Annotated in this window: 18 protein-coding genes; 10 read left to right on the top strand and 8 right to left on the bottom strand. The window is 64.3% G+C overall.

The window, feature by feature from the left end:
* The first annotated feature begins 377 nt into the window (after nt 1–377).
* On the top strand, nt 378–1,586 hold the full coding sequence (locus NDI89_RS17980) for an RNA-guided endonuclease InsQ/TnpB family protein (protein ID WP_277523490.1): 1,209 nt from the start codon (nt 378–380) through the stop codon (nt 1,584–1,586).
* Nucleotides 1,587–1,664: 78 nt separating this feature from the next.
* Here the strand turns inward: NDI89_RS17980 and NDI89_RS17975 are convergent, their stop codons facing one another.
* The gene (locus tag NDI89_RS17975) at nt 1,665–2,585 is read right to left on the bottom strand and encodes an MBL fold metallo-hydrolase (protein ID WP_277523489.1); all 921 of its coding nucleotides are present in this window, start codon (nt 2,583–2,585) and stop codon (nt 1,665–1,667) included.
* A gap of 146 nt (nt 2,586–2,731) precedes the next feature.
* Between NDI89_RS17975 and NDI89_RS17970 the strand changes: the two genes are divergently transcribed.
* On the top strand, nt 2,732–3,883 hold the full coding sequence (locus tag NDI89_RS17970) for an ATP-binding protein (protein WP_277523488.1): 1,152 nt from the start codon (nt 2,732–2,734) through the stop codon (nt 3,881–3,883).
* A 3-nt stretch (nt 3,884–3,886) separates the two neighbouring features.
* Here the strand turns inward: NDI89_RS17970 and NDI89_RS17965 are convergent, their stop codons facing one another.
* Nucleotides 3,887–4,801: a cation diffusion facilitator family transporter gene (locus tag NDI89_RS17965; RefSeq protein ID WP_277523486.1), complete on the bottom strand. Its 915-nt coding sequence runs from the start codon at nt 4,799–4,801 to the stop codon at nt 3,887–3,889.
* Nucleotides 4,802–4,974: 173 nt separating this feature from the next.
* Here NDI89_RS17965 and NDI89_RS17960 point away from each other — a divergent pair, with 173 nt between their 5' ends.
* From NDI89_RS17960 to NDI89_RS17945, 4 genes are all read left to right on the top strand, one after another.
* Entirely contained in the window at nt 4,975–5,382 is a 408-nt protein-coding gene (locus NDI89_RS17960) for a CrcB family protein (RefSeq protein ID WP_277523484.1), read from the top strand.
* Entirely contained in the window at nt 5,379–5,813 is a 435-nt protein-coding gene (crcB, locus tag NDI89_RS17955; protein WP_277523482.1) for a fluoride efflux transporter CrcB, read from the top strand. Before NDI89_RS17960 ends, crcB begins: the two co-directional genes overlap by 4 nt.
* Nucleotides 5,814–5,951: 138 nt before the next feature.
* Complete coding sequence (locus NDI89_RS17950; protein WP_277523481.1) at nt 5,952–6,527, top strand: magnesium transporter; 576 nt, start codon at nt 5,952–5,954, stop codon at nt 6,525–6,527.
* Nucleotides 6,527–7,108 carry a magnesium transporter gene (locus tag NDI89_RS17945; RefSeq protein WP_277523480.1) on the top strand — a complete coding sequence of 194 codons (582 nt, stop codon included), beginning with the start codon at nt 6,527–6,529 and terminating at the stop codon, nt 7,106–7,108. Before NDI89_RS17950 ends, NDI89_RS17945 begins: the two co-directional genes overlap by 1 nt.
* A 160-nt stretch (nt 7,109–7,268) precedes the next feature.
* Here NDI89_RS17945 and NDI89_RS17940 read toward each other — a convergent pair whose 3' ends face one another.
* Entirely contained in the window at nt 7,269–8,483 is a 1,215-nt protein-coding gene (locus NDI89_RS17940; RefSeq protein ID WP_277523477.1) for a potassium channel family protein, read from the bottom strand.
* Nucleotides 8,484–8,608: 125 nt separating this feature from the next.
* On the opposite strand from NDI89_RS17940, the gene serS reads away from it, so the two are divergent.
* Nucleotides 8,609–9,988, top strand: a complete 1,380-nt coding sequence (serS, locus tag NDI89_RS17935; protein WP_277523476.1) for a serine--tRNA ligase — start codon at nt 8,609–8,611, stop codon at nt 9,986–9,988.
* A gap of 124 nt (nt 9,989–10,112) precedes the next feature.
* Nucleotides 10,113–10,259, top strand: a complete 147-nt coding sequence (locus NDI89_RS17930) for a hypothetical protein (protein WP_277523475.1) — start codon at nt 10,113–10,115, stop codon at nt 10,257–10,259.
* A 102-nt stretch (nt 10,260–10,361) separates the two neighbouring features.
* Here the strand turns inward: NDI89_RS17930 and NDI89_RS17925 are convergent, their stop codons facing one another.
* The 3 genes from NDI89_RS17925 to NDI89_RS17915 all read right to left on the bottom strand — a co-directional run bounded on the left by NDI89_RS17925 (nt 10,362) and on the right by NDI89_RS17915 (nt 13,322).
* Nucleotides 10,362–10,724 (bottom strand): PIN domain-containing protein, encoded by a 363-nt coding sequence (locus NDI89_RS17925; RefSeq protein ID WP_277523474.1) that lies wholly within the window; start codon nt 10,722–10,724, stop codon nt 10,362–10,364.
* Between the two features lie 29 nt (nt 10,725–10,753).
* Nucleotides 10,754–10,987 carry a hypothetical protein gene (locus NDI89_RS17920; RefSeq protein ID WP_277523473.1) on the bottom strand — a complete coding sequence of 78 codons (234 nt, stop codon included), beginning with the start codon at nt 10,985–10,987 and terminating at the stop codon, nt 10,754–10,756.
* Between the two features lie 148 nt (nt 10,988–11,135).
* Nucleotides 11,136–13,322 (bottom strand): elongation factor EF-2, encoded by a 2,187-nt coding sequence (locus tag NDI89_RS17915; RefSeq protein ID WP_277523472.1) that lies wholly within the window; start codon nt 13,320–13,322, stop codon nt 11,136–11,138.
* A 244-nt stretch (nt 13,323–13,566) separates the two neighbouring features.
* Here NDI89_RS17915 and NDI89_RS17910 point away from each other — a divergent pair, with 244 nt between their 5' ends.
* A complete protein-coding gene (locus tag NDI89_RS17910) occupies nt 13,567–14,322 on the top strand; it encodes a DUF5781 family protein (protein WP_277523471.1) in 756 nt (251 codons plus the stop codon).
* A gap of 130 nt (nt 14,323–14,452) precedes the next feature.
* Nucleotides 14,453–15,130: a DUF7504 family protein gene (locus NDI89_RS17905; RefSeq protein WP_308477881.1), complete on the top strand. Its 678-nt coding sequence runs from the start codon at nt 14,453–14,455 to the stop codon at nt 15,128–15,130.
* A gap of 205 nt (nt 15,131–15,335) precedes the next feature.
* Here the strand turns inward: NDI89_RS17905 and NDI89_RS17900 are convergent, their stop codons facing one another.
* Nucleotides 15,336–15,944: a 30S ribosomal protein S7 gene (locus NDI89_RS17900; protein ID WP_277523469.1), complete on the bottom strand. Its 609-nt coding sequence runs from the start codon at nt 15,942–15,944 to the stop codon at nt 15,336–15,338.
* 2 nt (nt 15,945–15,946) lie between these two features.
* Nucleotides 15,947–16,375, bottom strand: coding sequence for a 30S ribosomal protein S12 (locus NDI89_RS17895; RefSeq protein WP_004267302.1), 429 nt, complete (start codon nt 16,373–16,375; stop codon nt 15,947–15,949).
* Between the last annotated feature and the right edge of the window lie 565 nt (nt 16,376–16,940).

The raw sequence follows: 16,940 nt of genomic DNA, 5'->3' as shown, positions 1-16,940 counted from the left end.
ACTGATTTAGCAAGTGACAGAGTTTATCAACCACACTCGAGCCGGCGAACGAGGACTCAGACGGCAGCGTTCGCCCGCTCCACGGAAAAGTACCGAACGTTGGTTGTGGACGCGTCGGCGACCGGGGCCGCTCGTGAGTGATCAGTGACTCACCTAATTCGAGGCGGAGGCCCCATCCTCAAGTCGTGAGGGTTCGGAGATCCCTCTGACCATCCGAACGGGCCCGCGGCCCGCGAGGAGAGAGCGCCGGGCTTCCGGCCCCGGCGGAAGCACGAGGGAGTAGGGTGGGGAGGAAGCCGACCCGGTAGTGACCTGCCGCCATATTATTCCCTTCTATCCCCAATAATTAAATAACTACAGAAAGATATGAAACTATCATGGAGTACCGTCGTACTGCTGTTATCAAGCTCGACACGCCCGAAGGTGCGGATACACATCTGCGGGAGACTATCGAGCAGTTCAAATACTGTTCCAACACCGCGAGCGAGTGGTGCTGGCACGGTGACGACGGCTACCACGTCACATCGAAAGCCAAGGCCGAAGATGCGCTGTACGACCAGCTACGCGAGGGCACCGAGTTGACCGCGAATCTCGTCCAAAAGGGGATTCATCAGGCCGTCGAAGCCATCAAAAGCGGCGTCGAACGCCTCAAGAACGACCAAGACACGTCTCGTCCGACGTTCTCGGCGGATACTGCTATCTACGACAAGCGAAGCGCCACGTTCCACCGTGACCACGTTTCGCTGTCAACACCGGACGGACGTATCGAGTGCGACTATCTGCTTCCCGACGACACCGACGTACCGCCGACGAAGTACGTCACCAACGAGAAGTACGAGTTTCGGCGGGCAACACTGCATCGACGTGACGGCGACTGGTATCTCCATGCGTCGATGCTCAAAGTCGACGGCAACGACACCGACACCACCGGGCACAGAACAGTCCTCGGTGTGGACCTCGGTGTGAATCAGCTCGCGGTCGCTTCGACTGGGCGGTTCTGGTCGGCAGACAAGTTCAACCACTGGAAGCGAGAGTATGAAAAGCGGCGTGGCGACCTCCAGCAGTGCGGGACACGGGCGGCGCACGATGCGATACCAGGCGTCGAGCGGAAAGAAGATGGACGCTTCGAGATATTCCTGCATCGTATCGCCAACGAAATCGTGGCTGAAGCCGTCGAACACGACTGTTCGCGCGTCGTGTTCGAGGACCTGACCGACATTCGTGAGAACGTGCCAGAGGCGTCGTGGCACCATCTGTGGGCGTTCCGTCGCCTCTACGAGTACGTCGCCTACAAAGCCAGAGAGCAGGGCGTCGAAGCAGTGCAAGTAGACCCACGGAACACTTCAAAGCGGTGTTCGACCTGTGGATTTACCCACGACGACAACCGCCACGGTGAGGAGTTCGAATGTCAGGACTGCGGCTATCAGAACCACGCCGACTACAACGCGGCGAAGAACATCGGATTGCAGTATCTCCGGCGTCGGCAAAACGCAGACGACGGAGGCGCACCCGTAGACGTGCGCTTGAATCGCGGGACGTTAAACGTGAGTGGAGAGTACAACCTTCCCGCCGCTGATGCGGCGTAGAACGGGAGTCCACGCGAAAGCCCCACCCTCAACGAGCGAGCGGGGCCATTGCCCCCGAGCGAAGTAGGGTGGGGCAGTTTACTCCCGGTGGTCGAGATAGCCGAGCACGCCGCGCGTATTCAGCTTCGCCTCCTCGCTCGCTTTCTCCTCGCCCCAGACGTCGCTCATTTCGGCCACCTCGGCGAAGTGTTCGACGACGGCCTCGTCGTCCTCGAGTTCCGCTCGCTTCGCCGCGACGGCGTCGACCCACTCCTCGAGGACCGTCGCGTACGCCGCGAGCGCCCCCTTAACGTCGTCGCCGACGTAGCGCGGGCCGAAGTGGGGATAACAGAACACGTCGGGATCGATCGCTTTCAGCGTCTCGAGGTCCGCGAGGCACTGCTCGAGGTCGAAGTTCGACGGCGGCGACGTCTCCCTGATCGCCTCGGTTTCGGGGACCCAGATGCCGGCGGCGTCGGCGACGAAGACGGCGTCGTTCGCGGGATCCTCGAAGACCACCTGGTGGGGCGCGTGACCGGGGGCCGCGTGGACGCGCAGTTCGTGGGTGCCCAGATCGATGACGTCGCCGTCCTCGATAGCGACGACCTGCTCCTCGGGAACGGGCTCCGGTTCGACGTAGTGCGTCCACTGGTCGCCGACGGCGTTTTTCGTCCCCGCGACCAGCCGCGAGGGATCGACCATGTGATCGGCTCCGAGCGCGGGGACGTAGACCTCGGCGTTCGGACAGTCGGCGGCGAGGAACCCGGCCCCGCCGGCGTGATCGAGGTGGACGTGGGTGAGCGCGATGACCTCGAGGTCGTCCAGCTCGACTCCGACCTCCGCGAGCGCCTCGCGGAGGCGATCGTAGTTGGTTCCGATCCCGGTGTCGACGACGGCGGGGCGGTCGTCGTCGAGGATGTAGACGGCTCCGTACTCGCTGGTGTCGTACATTCCCGTGTCGAGGCAGTAGAGATCCGAACAGTCGCCGGTCGTGACCTGGCGGACGTCTCCGATTTCCATATCGGTACCCCGTCATCCGACAGGATAAAGCTCCCGTCGCAGTGACTCGCCCGAGTCGGGAGCCGTTACAGACTTTACGGCCCCCTCTCTTGGATACGGTAGATGCCCCGTATCGCCCGCAAATCACAACTGTCGCTCGCGCCGAAATGAGCCTCGATACGCCGGACCAAACCCGCTCATTCCCGTCCGTTCCGTGTCTCCAGGGGGCACACAGCCCCCGGCTCGTAAGCGTGTTCGGTGCACTCTCCGTCGCGTTCCTCGCCGCCTGGGGGATCGCGTTCGCGGCGGTAATCGGTCTCACCGGCTTCCTGCTCGGTATCGTCACGATCGGCGGTCCCGCACTGGGGCTGCTCTGGGGCGGCTACCGACTCGAGCGCAGCGAGATCGAGGCGAACCGGTACGGACGAGTGTGCCAGTGGTTCGTCGGTGGTGCGGTCGGGTTCCTGTCGCTCAACCTCCTGACGATGGCTTTCTTTCCCTGGCACGATCTGGCGGGGAACGTCTTCTGGGCGCACTCCTCGATCAATACGGGCGCTGTCGGCGGATTCACCGTCGGCTACGTCGAAGCGAGGGCCATCCAGCGCGAGGTCGAGGCGACGGCCGCCACCGTCCGCGCCGAACGACTCGAGGACGAGCGCGAACTGCTCACCTACCTGAACGACCTCCTGCGACACGAGGTGCTGAACTCCTCCCAGATCATCGGCGGTCACGCGTCGCTGCTCCGGACGGAGTGCGACGACGACGGTGCTCGCGACCGCCTCGAGACGATCGAACGCGAGAGCGACGAGCTCATCGACGTGATCACGGACGTGCGGGCGATGCTCGACGCGAATCGGAGACCCGAACCCTACTCCGTCGTCGATCTCACCGCCTTGCTGACGGAGGAGATCGACGCGTTCCGTGCCCGATCCGACGACGTCGAGCTCGAGGTCGACCTCCCGGAGACGGCACTCGTCAGGGGAAACAAGGGTTTGACGTGGATCTTTTCGAACCTCCTCGAGAACGCGATCGAGCACAACGACGGCGGGACGGCGCGCGTTCGGGTGACCGTCGACGCGACGCCCGAAACGGTCACCGTCAGGGTGGCCGACGACGGGCCGGGGATCCCCGACGACGTCAGAGAGACGCTGTTCGAGCGCAAGTCGAACAATCACGGCCTCGGACTCTACCTCTCCCACATCCTGGCGGACAGGTACGGCGGCAGCGTCGAACTGGCCGAAACCGGCTCGGACGGCAGCGTTTTCGTCGTCACGCTGCCGCACGCGACGTCTGCGGTCGACGAGCCGGCGCTCGACTGACGGTCAGCGATCGTCGGCCGACTCCTTCCACTCGCCGATTCCCGAGGGATCGAGGTGGACGTGTGCGTCCCCCACGTTCTCGAGCCGCCGCAGGCAGTCGACCAGTTCCGACTCGATGTCGTGGGCGTCCCGAAACGGCATATCGCCGTCGACCTCGACGTGGACTTCGACCTCGAGGACGGTGCCGTCGTAGAAGACTGTCAGGTCGTGGACCCCCTCGACGGCCGCGTGCCGCCGCAGGCAGTCGGTGATCTCAGTGCGTTTCTCCGGGCCGGGTGCCGCTCCGATGAGGTAGTCGACGTTTTCCCGGCCGATCTCGACGCCCTGATAGACGACCAACACGCTGACGAGACCGCCGGCGATGGGATCGAGTATCGGGAGGTCGACCAGCACGCCGAGGACGCCGACGACCGCGGCGACGGAGGTGTAAATGTCGTTCAGGCAGTCTTTCGCGAGCGCCGCGAGCGCCGTCGACTGCAGGCGCTCGTTGATTCCGATCGTGTACCGGTAAACCAGATACATATCGGCAATGGAGAACGCGAGCGCCGCGAGCAACAGGACGCTGAACTCGATGTCGGGTCCGGCGAGGAGCCCCTGGATCGACCGATAGAGCAAGTTCAATCCGAGGAGTGCGATCACCGCACCGACGAACAGCGCCGTCAGCGGTTCGATTCGGGTGTGGCCGTGGGGGTGCGTATCGTCGGGTTCGTCGAACGCGCTCCGCCCCCAGACGAGGACGACGACGCTCGCGACGAGATCCGCGACCGAGTGCGCCGCGTCGGCCAGCAGGGCGACGCTCCCGAACGCGTAGCCCGCCGCACCTTCGACGACGATCTTCACGACGTTGCCCAGTACGTTCGCCCAGGACGCTCTCGCGAACGCGCTCCGGCCGCCGTCCGCGGCAACGTCTTCGGACATGGTTCGATTTAGAGCCAGTCTAACCTTGGGTCTTTCCTTCCGCGGCTCGACGCCGCCCGCTCTCGATCGGCGCGGCTATCGCAATCCTCATTGTGACCCCACGAGAGGTGAGATTCGATGACAGCGCGCGTCGAGCGTCGGTCGGCCGACGGTCCCCGCGCGACCACCCAGCCATGACGGACGCTCACCCGCTCGTCCGACTCGAGACGCTCGCGCTGATCGCCGTCGGCGGCTTCGCCGGGTCGAACCTCCGCTCGTTCGCGATGGGGCTGCTCCCGGACGTCGCCTCGATCGTCCTCGTCAACGCGGTCGGGAGTGCCGTCCTCGCCTTCGTCGTCTACGAGGCCGAGTACGCGGGTCACCTCGGATCGCGGACCCGACTCGTCTTCACGACGGGCTTTCTCTCGTCGCTGACGACCTACAGCACGTTCGCGCTGCAGACCGCGCTCGCAGCGACGCCGCTCGCGGTCGGCGGCATCGTCGCCGCGAACTACGGACTCGGACTGGTCGGCGTGCTCGCGGGACGAGCGCTCGCGCGCCGAGTCGACGACCCCCGTCCCGCCGGCGGTGAGACCGCATGAGCGCACCGCTCGAGGGACTCGAAGCCGGCGTGCTGCTCGCTCGAGCGGCCATCACCGTCGATCCCGACCCGGCCCACGTCGTCGGCACCGGCGGGGCGATCGGCGCGATCTTCAGATACTGGGTTTCACAGCTGGTCGCTAAACGGGCCGGGAGCGAACGGTTCCCGTACGCGACGATCGCGGTCAACGTCGTCGGCAGTTTCGTCTTCGGCCTCGCGGTCTTCGCCGGCGTGGGCGAATCGACGATCCAACTCGTCGGAACGGGAATCTGTGGCTCGTTCACGACGTTTTCCTCCTTTTCGGTCGAGACGCTCCGGCTGTACGAACGCGGCGATCGAGCACTCGCGGTCGCCAACGCCGCGATCAACCTCGCCGGTTCGCTCGCAGCGATCGGGCTCGCGTGGGGCCTCGTCACGGTCAGTCCCGTCTGAGAACCGACCTTCCCGCGACGGGCCCGGTCGAAACCCGTTAGCGATCGGTCACGAACGGTCGCAATCGACACGACATCGAGCGATCCGTTCGCGTTCGACCCGCGGTAGGTTTATGTTCGGACTCCGTTAGACGACGCTATGGAGGCGCGCCGAAACGCGTGGCGAATCTACCGCGAGTCGCTGCCGATTCTCGTGGTCAGTCTCGCCGGCGGAATCTTCGCGGGCTCGGTCCTCGGATCGGCGGGGATGACCGAGGGGTTCGAGCGATTTCCCGGGCTCCTACTGTTGCTCCCCGCCTTCCTCGCGACGCGGGGGAACGTCTACGGCGCGATGGGCGCGCGCATCTCGAGCGGGCTCCATCAGGGGATGATCGATCCGTCGTTCTCGTGGGACCGACGGCTCGTCAACGCCGTCGCCGCCTCGTTTATCAACGGCATCGGGATCTCGGTGATCATCGCGGTCCTCTCGTGGGGTATCTTGCGGGTCCTCGGCCGCGAATCGGCCAGACTCGTCGAACTCCTCGGGATCATGCTGATCTCCGGTATCCTGACCTCGATCACGTTGATCTTCGGGCTCCTCGCGCTGGTGTTCGCGGGCTACAAGCACGGGCTCGATCCGGACAACCTGATCGGACCGATCGTCACCACGCTCGGCGACGTCTTCGGCGTCATCTTCCTCTTCGTCGCGATCACGGTCGTGGGAGGGGTCTTCTGATGGCGTCGGCAGGTCCCGACGACTCGCTCGGCTCGTGGTCCATCCGCCACATCGTCGGCACGATGTTTCCAATCTTGCTCGTCCTCTCCGTCCTCGAGATGGGGTCGGGATACATCCTCGAAGAGCTGAAGGAGACCTACCTCGCGAACCCGACGCTGCTCGTACTCGTCCCCGTGATGATCGGGATGGGCGGCAACCTCGGCGCGATCCTCTCCTCGCGACTCTCGACGCGGCTGCATCTGGGCCTGCTCGAGTTCGATCCCCGGGACGAGGTGCTGTGGACCAATATACTGGCGATTTTGGCCCTCGCGGCGACGATCTTCTCGGCGCTGGGCGTCGCCGCCTGGGCCGTCGGACGGGTCATCGCCGAACCGATGGCACTGCGCGATCTCGTGCTCATCTCCATCGTCAGCGGCATGCTGCTGGCCGTGATCGCGATCGTCCTCAGCCTCGTCGCGACCTACGTCTCCTACACGCGAGGACTGGACCCCGACGACACGACGATTCCCGTCGTCACGAACGTCTGTGACATCCTCGGCGTGATCGTCCTCTCGGGGGTCGCGATCGTCGTGTTGAACTGAGTTCCGGCGATACAGTGCAGCGGACTCGGGGTGGTCGGACTCGGTCGCTCGTCGATCAGAGGCCACTCGAGAAGGAACCGTGCGCTCGTCGCATCTGCAGCTCGTAACTAGCACGCTTACCGAACGAGTGGCGGACGGCGTTCCATCGCGCCGAAACGGGTTACGGGGACGCGGACGCGAGGTCCCGGAACGCCGCCGCAGCCGTCCGGGTCCCCTTCGAGATGAGCACGTCGCCCCCGCGTAGCTCCGCGTCGGCGTCGGCGACCAGCAACCACCCCTCGCCGGGCCGGCGGATGGCGATCACCGACATCGTCGATTCGGCGTCGGGTACGCCGGCGGTCACCGCGGTTCCGTCGAGCTCGCTCCCCTCGGCGACCGCGACCCGGGTGATGATCTCGTCGCTCTCCTGTACGGCCATCTGCACGACCGGATGGACGTCGATATCCCGGAGGACGCCCTCGCTGATCTCGATCGCGGCGTCGCTGATCCGCTCCGTACAGCTCCCCAGCTGGATCAGTCCGCGGAGGACGACCGGATCCGTGGCGTCGGCGGCCGCCCGGAGCGTCCAGGCTTCGAATCGGGACTGCATCGCGTCGACCTCGACCTCGAGGTTGCGGACCTCCTCTGCGAGCTCCTCGCTGTCGAACAGCACGCTGCTGTAGGCCAGATCGACCGCCAGCTCGGAGAAGTCCTTCATGTGGATGATCGTGTCCACGGCGCGCTCGAGGTCGTCGATGTCCGGCGTTTCGGCGGTCGGTGCCTCGTATACCTCGCCGGTCAGTTCCTCGCAGACGTCGCCGATCGCCGCCTCCGGCCCGCGGAGCAACGCGACGTCGTCGGCCTCGATTCGAGTCGTCGGCCCCGGGTTGAGCAGCCAGTCGCTACCTCGCCGGAGCGCGATCACGCGCACGCCCGTCTCGGACTCGAGGTCGATGTCCGCGAGCGTTCGACCGGCGTACGACGAGTCGGCCGCGACGACGCCCCGGAGGAGCGCCTCGGCGGCGTCGGGGAGGGCGGCCCGCATCGCTTCGGGCAGGCCCATGTCCTCGAGGACGATCTTCGCGATGTCGCCGGCGGCGTCGCTGATCCCGTCGGCGGCTCCGACGATCCCCAGCACCGGCGCGAGCTGTTCCGCGTCGGCCGGCTTCCGAGCGGCCATCAGGAGGCTCATTCGCGCCCGCATCTCGAGGACGTCCATCCGCTCTTCGAGCCGGAGCACCTCCGTCGCGAGCTGCTCGCTCTGGTGGAGGACGGCCGAGTACGAGAGGTCGATCAACAGCTCGGCGGTGTCTTTCATCTCGACCAGCACGTCCTTGACGCTGACGGGCTCGTACTCGATCGGCACCGACGACGTCTCGCCCTCGAGCGGGTCCATGGCTCGAGAGAGGACCCCCCGCCGAAAAAGCGTTTCCCGCTGGGTGACGCCGCGGCGGCTCGAACTGACCGCGCGGCCTTCCGACACGGTTTTGCCCGGGCGCAAAGAACGCACCACCAATACCAATGCTCGACCGGACCTATCTACGCGAGAACCCCGACGAGGTACGCGCCGCCCTCGACGACCGCGGGGCCGACGTCGACCTCGACGAGCTCCTCGGCCTCGACGAGCGCTGGCGGGAGCTGAAGGCCCGCGGCGACGACCTGCGCCACGATCGCAACCAGATCACCCAGAAGATCGGCGAACTCGTCGCCGACGGCAAGGACGAGGAACGGGAAGAGGCCATCCAGCGCTCGCGGGAACTCAAAGCCGAAATCGACGAGGTCGAAGCCGAAGCCGCCGAGCTCCGGGACGAGCTCCGGAACCGGATGCTCGAGGTCCCGCAGATCCCCCACGAGAGCGTCCCGCTGGGGGTCGACGAGCGCCACAACGTCGAGGACCGCCGCTGGGGCTTCGACGACGCCCACGACCTGCCCGAGGAGGTCACCCCCCACTACGAACTCGGCGAGGAGTTAGACATCATCGACGAGGAACGCGCCGCCAAGACGACCGGCTCGGGCTTTTACTTCCTCAAAGGCGAGGGCGCCCAACTCGAGCACGCCCTGATCCAGTTCATGCTGGACCTCCACCGCGAGCAGGGGTACGTCGACCTATTTCCGCCGGTTCCTGTCAAGAGTTCCGCGATGCGGGGTACGGGTCAGCTGCCGAAGTTCGCCGACGACGCCTACCGGCTGGGCGGCAGCAACGAGGCGGACTACGAGGACGACGACCTCTGGCTCTGTCCCACCGCCGAGGTGCCGGTCACCAACATGTACGCCGACGAGATCCTCCTGCAGGACGACCTCCCGCTCAAACACCAGGCCTACACCCCGAACTTCCGGCGGGAGGCCGGCGAGCACGGCACCGAAACGCGGGGCATCGTCCGCGTCCACCAGTTCAACAAGGTCGAACTCGTCAACTTCGTCGAACCCGAGGAGAGCTACGACCGCCTCGAGAACCTCCTCGATGAAGCCGAGGAAGTCCTCAAACGGCTCGGCCTCCCGTACCGAATCCTCGAGCTCTGTACCGGCGATCTGACCTTCGCCAGCGCCAAGACCTACGACATCGAGGTCTGGGCCCCCGGCGACGACATGGACGACGGCCCCGAGGAGGGCGGCCGCTGGCTCGAGGTCTCCTCGGCCTCGAACTTCGAGGACTTCCAGGCCCGCCGCGCAGGCCTGCGCTACCGGCCCGAGCGCCACGAATCGGCCGACTACCTCCACACCCTCAACGCCTCCGGGCTCGCGATTCCGCGGGTCATGGTGGCCGTCCTCGAGTACTACCAGAACGAGGACGGCACGGTGACGATCCCCGAGCCCCTCCAGTCGTACATGGGCGGCAAGGAAGTCATCGAGGGCCACGAGAAGGTCGGCGAAAGCGCACTGGGAGCGGGCGAGCGGGAGTGAAACGGCCGCGTCCGGTCCTAATTTCGGCGTCTCGCGACTGCGGCCGGTCGTACGAATGAGCCGGTTCGATCCCCGGAATTTCTATCAACAAAAGAGCTATATATTGAAACGTGAATCGAAGCCTATGTATATCGATCTCCGAGAGAAAGTAGTCGCGTTGCTCGTTGGGGTGATGTTCGTCGTCGGTGCGCTGGCCCTGTTCTCGTGGGCGGTCGCGTTCTTCGTCTTTCTCGTGATGGTCCCCTTCTACGTGAAGATCCTACCGGCCTGATAGTACAGAATACCTGTTCAACCGGAATAAGTCCAGACAGTTCTCGAGGAACACAAGAAGCCTGTGTGAGACGGTGCTGGGGAGCGGGAACTGCTCGGAATGTCAATAAGTGACTACGTCGACGTCCAGCGTCTCGAAGTCCGTCGAGTTTGCTGTCAGGACAGCATCGTCAAGCACGTCGGCAACCGCACCGATATACGCATCGTTCGTCTCGACACCGCTGTCACCACTCGCTTCTCTGTCGGCTCTGGCAAGCAATATACTGGCCGTACGAGCTATTTCTTCGTCGATATCGACTCGCGGGTACCCGAGTAACGCGTTCTGTACCTGCCGTCGTTCGTCCTCGCTTTTCGTATACGCAACACCGTAGTAGACTTCGGCGACCACTGGTGATGGGAGCCACTGTACCTCTCCCGTTTTCGTCAGTCGATGTCCTTTCTCGATCGCTTCCGGGCTTCCATCCATCAGATCGAAAATGTACGACGAGTCGAGAATCACTCTTTGAACGCCTCTCGAGCGCGCTTCAGTCGCTCCTCGTCTCGGCCGCCGAACCGTTCCGCTGCTTCTCGTGCGTCATCAACCTCATCCGAGGACAAGATCCCCGCAAGTGCTTCCGGATCCGGCTCTCGAGTCAGTCGCCGAAGCGTCTCGAACATCGTTTCACCCTCCTGGTTGTGTGCTTTCACCCACGCGTGGTACTCGTCGGGAACGCGAATCATCTTGGCCATGCCGTAAAACTCGTTTTACGAGATCAAAAGCGTTTTGTCGATCTCGGGTGGGTGAGACGGAAGTTCCTGCACGCAAGACACTGACCGCTAACGACGTACGATACGAGAGAAAAAACCCGGAGAGTTCGGAACCGAAGTCAGCAGCGACTTATATGTAGTCGATCGCCGGCGGCAGCTCGAGCTTCATGCCCTTGCGCTCGCGGATCTCCATGATCTTGTCGCGCTGGAGGGAGTTGGACATGACCTCGAAGCCGGCGTTCTCGGTGTTCCAGGAGGCACGGCCCTCGGTCGCGGAGCGAATGTCGCTCGCGAAGCCGATCATCTCGCCGACGGGCGCGATGCCCTCGACGACCATGAGGTCCCCTTCCTGGTACATGTCGTCGACGCGGCCACGACGACCCTGAATCTCGCCGGACGCGGCGCCCATGTGGTCGTTGGGCACGTCGATACGGACGTCCTGCATCGGCTCGAGCATCTTGATCTTCCCGTCGATCAGCGCCTTGTGGAGCGCGTTCCGGGTCGCGGGAATGACCTGTGCCGGGCCGCGGTGGATGGTGTCCTCGTGGAGTCGGGCGTCGTGGAGCCGGATGAGCGTCCCCTGGACCGGCTCGTTCGCCAGCGGGCCGTTGTCGAGGGCTTCCTCGAGGCCCTCGATGACGAGTTCCATCGTCTCGTTCAGGTGCTGGATACCCTTCGTGTCGTCGATGAGGATGTTCGTCCCGTGCATGTGCTCGACGTTCTGGGACGTGTCCTTGTCCATGCCGGCCTCCTGCAGGGCCTCACGGCGGTCCTGCTCGGGCATGTCCATCGAGGCCTCGCCGCGCTGGATCGTCTCGACGAGGTCGTCCGTCATCGGTTCGATGGAGATGTAGAAGCGGTTGTGACGGTTCGGCGAGATGCCCTCGACCTGATCGCTGGCTTCCTGGGGCTGCTCGCGGTAGACGACGATCGGTTCCCCGGTGTTGACCGGAATGCCCTGATTCTTCTCGATACGCTGGGTGATGACCTCGAGGTGGAGCTCGCCCTGTCCGGAGATCAGGTGTTCGCCGGTGTCCTCGTTGATCTCGATCTGGATCGTCGGGTCCTCCTTGGAGACCTGTCGGAGCGTCTCGATCAGCTTCGGCAGGTCGTCCATGTTCTTCGCCTCGACGGCCTTCGTAATGACCGGCTCGGAGATGTGCTCGATCGTCTCGAACGGCGTCATCTCGACGCTGGAGACGGTCGAACCGGCGATTGCGTCCTTGAGACCGGTGACGGCTGCGATGTTCCCGGCCGGAACTTCCTCGACTTCCTCGCGCTCGCCGCCCATGTAGACGCCGACGGACTGGACGCGGTTCTTGCCCGCGGTCCCGGAGACGTACAGTTCCTGACCCTTCTCGAGAGTGCCCGAGAAGACGCGGCCACTGGCGACTTCGCCCGCGTGGGGGTCCATCGCGATGTCGGTGACCATCAGGACGACGTCGCCGTCCTCGTCGACGAGACGCATCGAGTCGGCGAGGTCGGAGTCGGCGTCGCCGCGCCAGATGCGCGGAATACGACGGGGCTGTGCGTTGACCGGGTTCGGGAAGTGCTCACAGACCATGTCGAGCACGACGTCCGACAGCGGCGTCCGCTCGTGGAGCTCCTGGCGCTTGTCGGCGCGCTCGAGCTCCATGATCTCGGCGAAGTCCATCCCGGTGCGCTGCATCGAGGGCATGGAGACGCCCCACTTGTACAGCGCGGAGCCGAAGCCGACGGTCCCCTCTTCGACGGAGACGGTCCAGTCGTCGATGTCGTCCATGTCCTCGGTCATCCCGCGGATGAGTTCGTTCACGTCGCGGATGACCGAGAGGAGTCGCTTCTGCATCTCCTCGGGCCCCTCCTGGAGCTCGGAGATGAGGCGGTCGACCTTGTTGATGAACAGGGTCGGCTTGACGCCCTCGCGGAGGGCCTGGCGGAGCACCGTCTCGGTCTGGGGCATCGCCCCTTCGACGGCGTCGACGACGACGAGCGCACCGTCGACGGCGCGCATCGCTCGGGTCACGTCGCCACCGAAGTCGACGTGGCCCGGCGTGTCGATGAGGTTGATCAGGTGGTTCTGATCCTCGTACTCGTGAGTCATCGAGACGTTCGCCGCGTCGATGGTGATCCCGCGTTCCTGCTCGTCTTCTTCGGTGTCCATCGCGAGCTGCTCGCCGGCAGTCTCGTCGGAGATCATACCGGCACCGGCCAGCAGATTGTCTGTCAGCGTCGTTTTCCCGTGGTCAACGTGAGCGGCGATGGCGATGTTCCGGATGTTCTCCGGGTCGTCCATCAGCCGTTCGCACTCTTGGACGATCTTCTTGCGTCGGCCCATATATCCCCCAATACCGCCAGCGGGGTCAAAAGGGTAGTGTTTCGTCCCCGCCGGAATTCGTCGGGTTTCCCGGTCCGAACGCTGAAATATCCAATTTGAGTGAGTGAACCCTTCTCATAATTCGCGCCGGTGTGACGGCGAGCGCTCGCCTCGAGCGGGAGCCGTCGGCGTCTCGGCGGGGAGTTCGACCCCGTGCAACTGCACGCAAGAGTCAAATCCCGTCGGCCTCTTGGTATAGCCACGCATGGATATCCGCGTTCAGGGGCCGGGCCCGACCTCTCCGTTCCTCAGCGCCCGGGACCTCTTCGAAACCGAACAGGAACTGTCGCTGCCGGTCCACGTCCAGTTGCGCGACGATCCCGACGAACGGACCTGGGCCGGCCACTACGACGACCGCCACGTCCTGAACATCTCGAGACAGGCCGCCTCGAGCGCCATGGCCCGCGAACTCGCCCTCCACGAGTTCGCCCACATGGCCCGCCACGAACAACAACACCCCTCCCACACGCAGTCGACCGAAGAAGTGCTCTACCTCGCGCTGGCCGGCAAGAGCGTCGAACGGCGCAAACTGTCTCATTGCTACCAGATCGCCAATCACATGAAGGACATCTACGCCGACGACATCACGCTCTCGGTCGGCCCCGGCGAGAAGCTCCTCTCCTTCCTCGAGTCGAGTCTCGCGACGGCGGTCGCCGATCGGCCGGGCACGCCGCCGGGACCGGGATTCGAGCGGCTCTCCGCGAGCGCCGATCCGGATATTACGGCCGTCAACGCGGCGTTCGCGTTGGCGCTCGCGGAACGCCACGACCTCGTCGACGAGGACCATCGATTGTATGATCTCGCGCACGCGGCCGCGATGGACGCCCCCGAGATCGACTTCGAGGGGTTCAAACGCCGGTTCAGGGAACTCGCACGGGAACCCGATACGAGCACCTATCGACAGGTGCTCGTCGACGCGACGCGCTCGTACGTCGGCGGCGGCGGACGTGCCGCGGACTGATTCGTCAAACCCGGCTGAAACGCCAGTACAACCGCTCGAGGCTGCAAAAAACGGAATTCGACCCGAACGCTTATTGTTTACGGACCAATATTACTGCAACATAGACGAGATGCTTTCGGGAACGGACCGCGTGGGAAGGGCAGGAGAGGGGTTTTCCAACGAACTGTCGCGATTGAAACGGCAGGGAACGAGCGTCCTCGTCGTCGGGTCCGTCCAACCCGCCCGGCATCGAGACGCCAGCCAGCGACTCCTCAGCCGCGGCAGCGATCGGGTCCGGCGACGCGTCCTCGTCTCGACGACCAGCGGCCCCCACCACATTTCCCGCTTCGTCGGCGACGTCGACTCGGACACGCTCTCGGTCATCAGCTACGATCCGGCGGATCCCCCAGTCGCTGCACGCGGTGCCGTATCGAGCCGGCCGAGCGAAACCGGACCGACGGACGTCGACACCTTAACCGATCTCGGGATCGCCATCGCGAACGCGATCGACGCCTTCGAAGCCGACGCGAACGGGCTCGAGCCCGCCGAGGTCAGGGTCAGCATCGACTCGCTGGTCCCGCTCCTCGAGGCGTACGGAAACCAGCGCGTGTTCAAGTTTCTGCACCTGATCAACGGGCGAACCCAGCACGTCGGCGGGATGGCCCAGTACCACCTGCCGGTAGACCGGGACGACAGGATCGTCCCGACCCTGTCGCCGCTTTTCGACGTGGTCGTCGAACTCCGGGAACGGAACGGCGACGCACAGGAACGATGGGTCATCGACGACGGCACCTACTCGTCCGGTTGGCTCCCGGTAGATCGAGCGTAACGCACCACGACAGGGCTTCCGCGTCGATACTACGAGCCAAGCCGCTCAGTGTCGGCGTCGCGACGCTCGGCGGTCCGATAGACTCCCTTTCGACTCGACTCGCACGCACGAGGCCGATCGAATCGACATCGAAACACCGCCGTGCTGGCTCGTCGACGTCACTGGTGGCGACGGAGAAAACGAAGAAAACCGAAGCCGAATCGCGTTAGCGTGCGGCTGCCGCGACGCGCTCTTTCTCCTCTTTCTGGCTGACCGCGTAGGTCTGAACGTCGTAGTTGGACGCGCCGATGAGCTGGTTGGCGATGGCCTCCTCGACGTCCGTCGTCGTCTTGAACGACTCGTTGTAGACGCCCTCCGCGAGGAACTTCAGGGCCTGGTCGACGCGGCGCTGCGGGGCGACGTCGACGGCCTTCGGGACCGAAATCCCGCCGTACTTCAGGCGAACCGTCTCCTCTCGCGGGGCCGCGTTCTCGACGGCCGTGACGAGCACCTGAATCGGGTTCTCCTCGGTGCGCTCGTGGATGAGATCGAACGCATCGCGGACGTAGTTGAGCGACTGCTGTTTCTTGCCCGTGTTCTCCTCGGTCTGCATCAAGCGGTTGATGAAGCGCTCGACGATCGAGATCTCGGATTTCTTGAACTGCTTGCTGGCGTGGCGACCCGCGGTGTGAGCGACGGGGGAAACCGTGATGTAGCGCTCGGTCGAGGGGTCGGCGTACTCGAGCTCGCCGATCTCCCACGTGCCGAACAGCTTCGCCGAAACGTCTGCGCCACCGGCCGGGGCGTCCGGATCCGGTTGATCTTCTGCAGCCATGATTATCGCACCGGCTTTTCGGCGTTTCCGCGAACGAGTTCTTTCAGCGCGACGCCGTTGACCTTGTCGACCTTGTAGTTGACGCCGGAGAGGTCGCCCATCGCACGACCCTTCGCCCCACCGATCCCGGCGATGGTGACTTCGTCGTGTTCGTCGATGAACGAAATAGCGCCGTCACCGGGACAGAACGCGGTGACCTGCTTCCCGTTCTTGATCAGCTGCACTCGGACGCACTTTCGGATCGCCGAGTTGGGCTGTTTGGCTTCGATGCCGACCTTTTCGAGTACGATACCACGAGCCTGGGGCGCGCCCTCGAGCGGGTCGGACTTCTCGCGAAGTCCACGGGCGCGGCGCGCGTAGTCCGAGTCGGACCACCGCTGATTCTGGCGGTCCTTCTTGAGCTTGCGCGCGGCGTATTTGCCGTTTGCCATGGAGGTGATTTCCCAACGAAGGCACTTAAGCGACCCGTTTCGAATCGCCGTAACGCCGCCAGATCGCTTTAGGCACATTGTTCGCCGACTCTGCGGGCGTTTCGCTGACTCGAGTTACCGTCGGAGCGATGGTTAGCGACGCTCGGCGGGCGAGAGGTTTCTTGGTTGTCACACGTGCGGGACGACCGGTGAGCTGTCGCACGCGAACGGGCAACCACCCGTCGGTCGCGAACGAGTCGGAACCAAAGCGCGTCGAACTGTCGAGTACCGGCCGGAATGCACACCATGGCAGCTTTCGATAGAAGCGCCGCTTCCTACCTCCCATTTTCCATTAGATATAAGTAGAATTCAGCCGAATATTTAGCTGGAAGTCAGACTCCAGCGGGGGCGTACGAAAGTGCCCCGGGTGATAGGACACCCGAGACTGGCTTCCAATCCCCTAGCCGGGATCTGAAAGCCATGTTTCGCTTACTCCCACCGAGACATAAACGTCTCGCACGACGACAGTATCGCACGCAACTGGCCGCCGCGCTCGAGTGGCCGTTCCGACAACGGAACCGAGCCG

It is taken from the genome of Natrinema salsiterrestre (assembly GCF_029502005.1).
GTDB classification, from domain to species: Archaea; Halobacteriota; Halobacteria; order Halobacteriales; family Natrialbaceae; genus Natrinema; species Natrinema salsiterrestre.
Note: the sequence above shows the minus strand (reverse complement) of the source record. Positions and strands in the feature narration are given on the sequence as shown.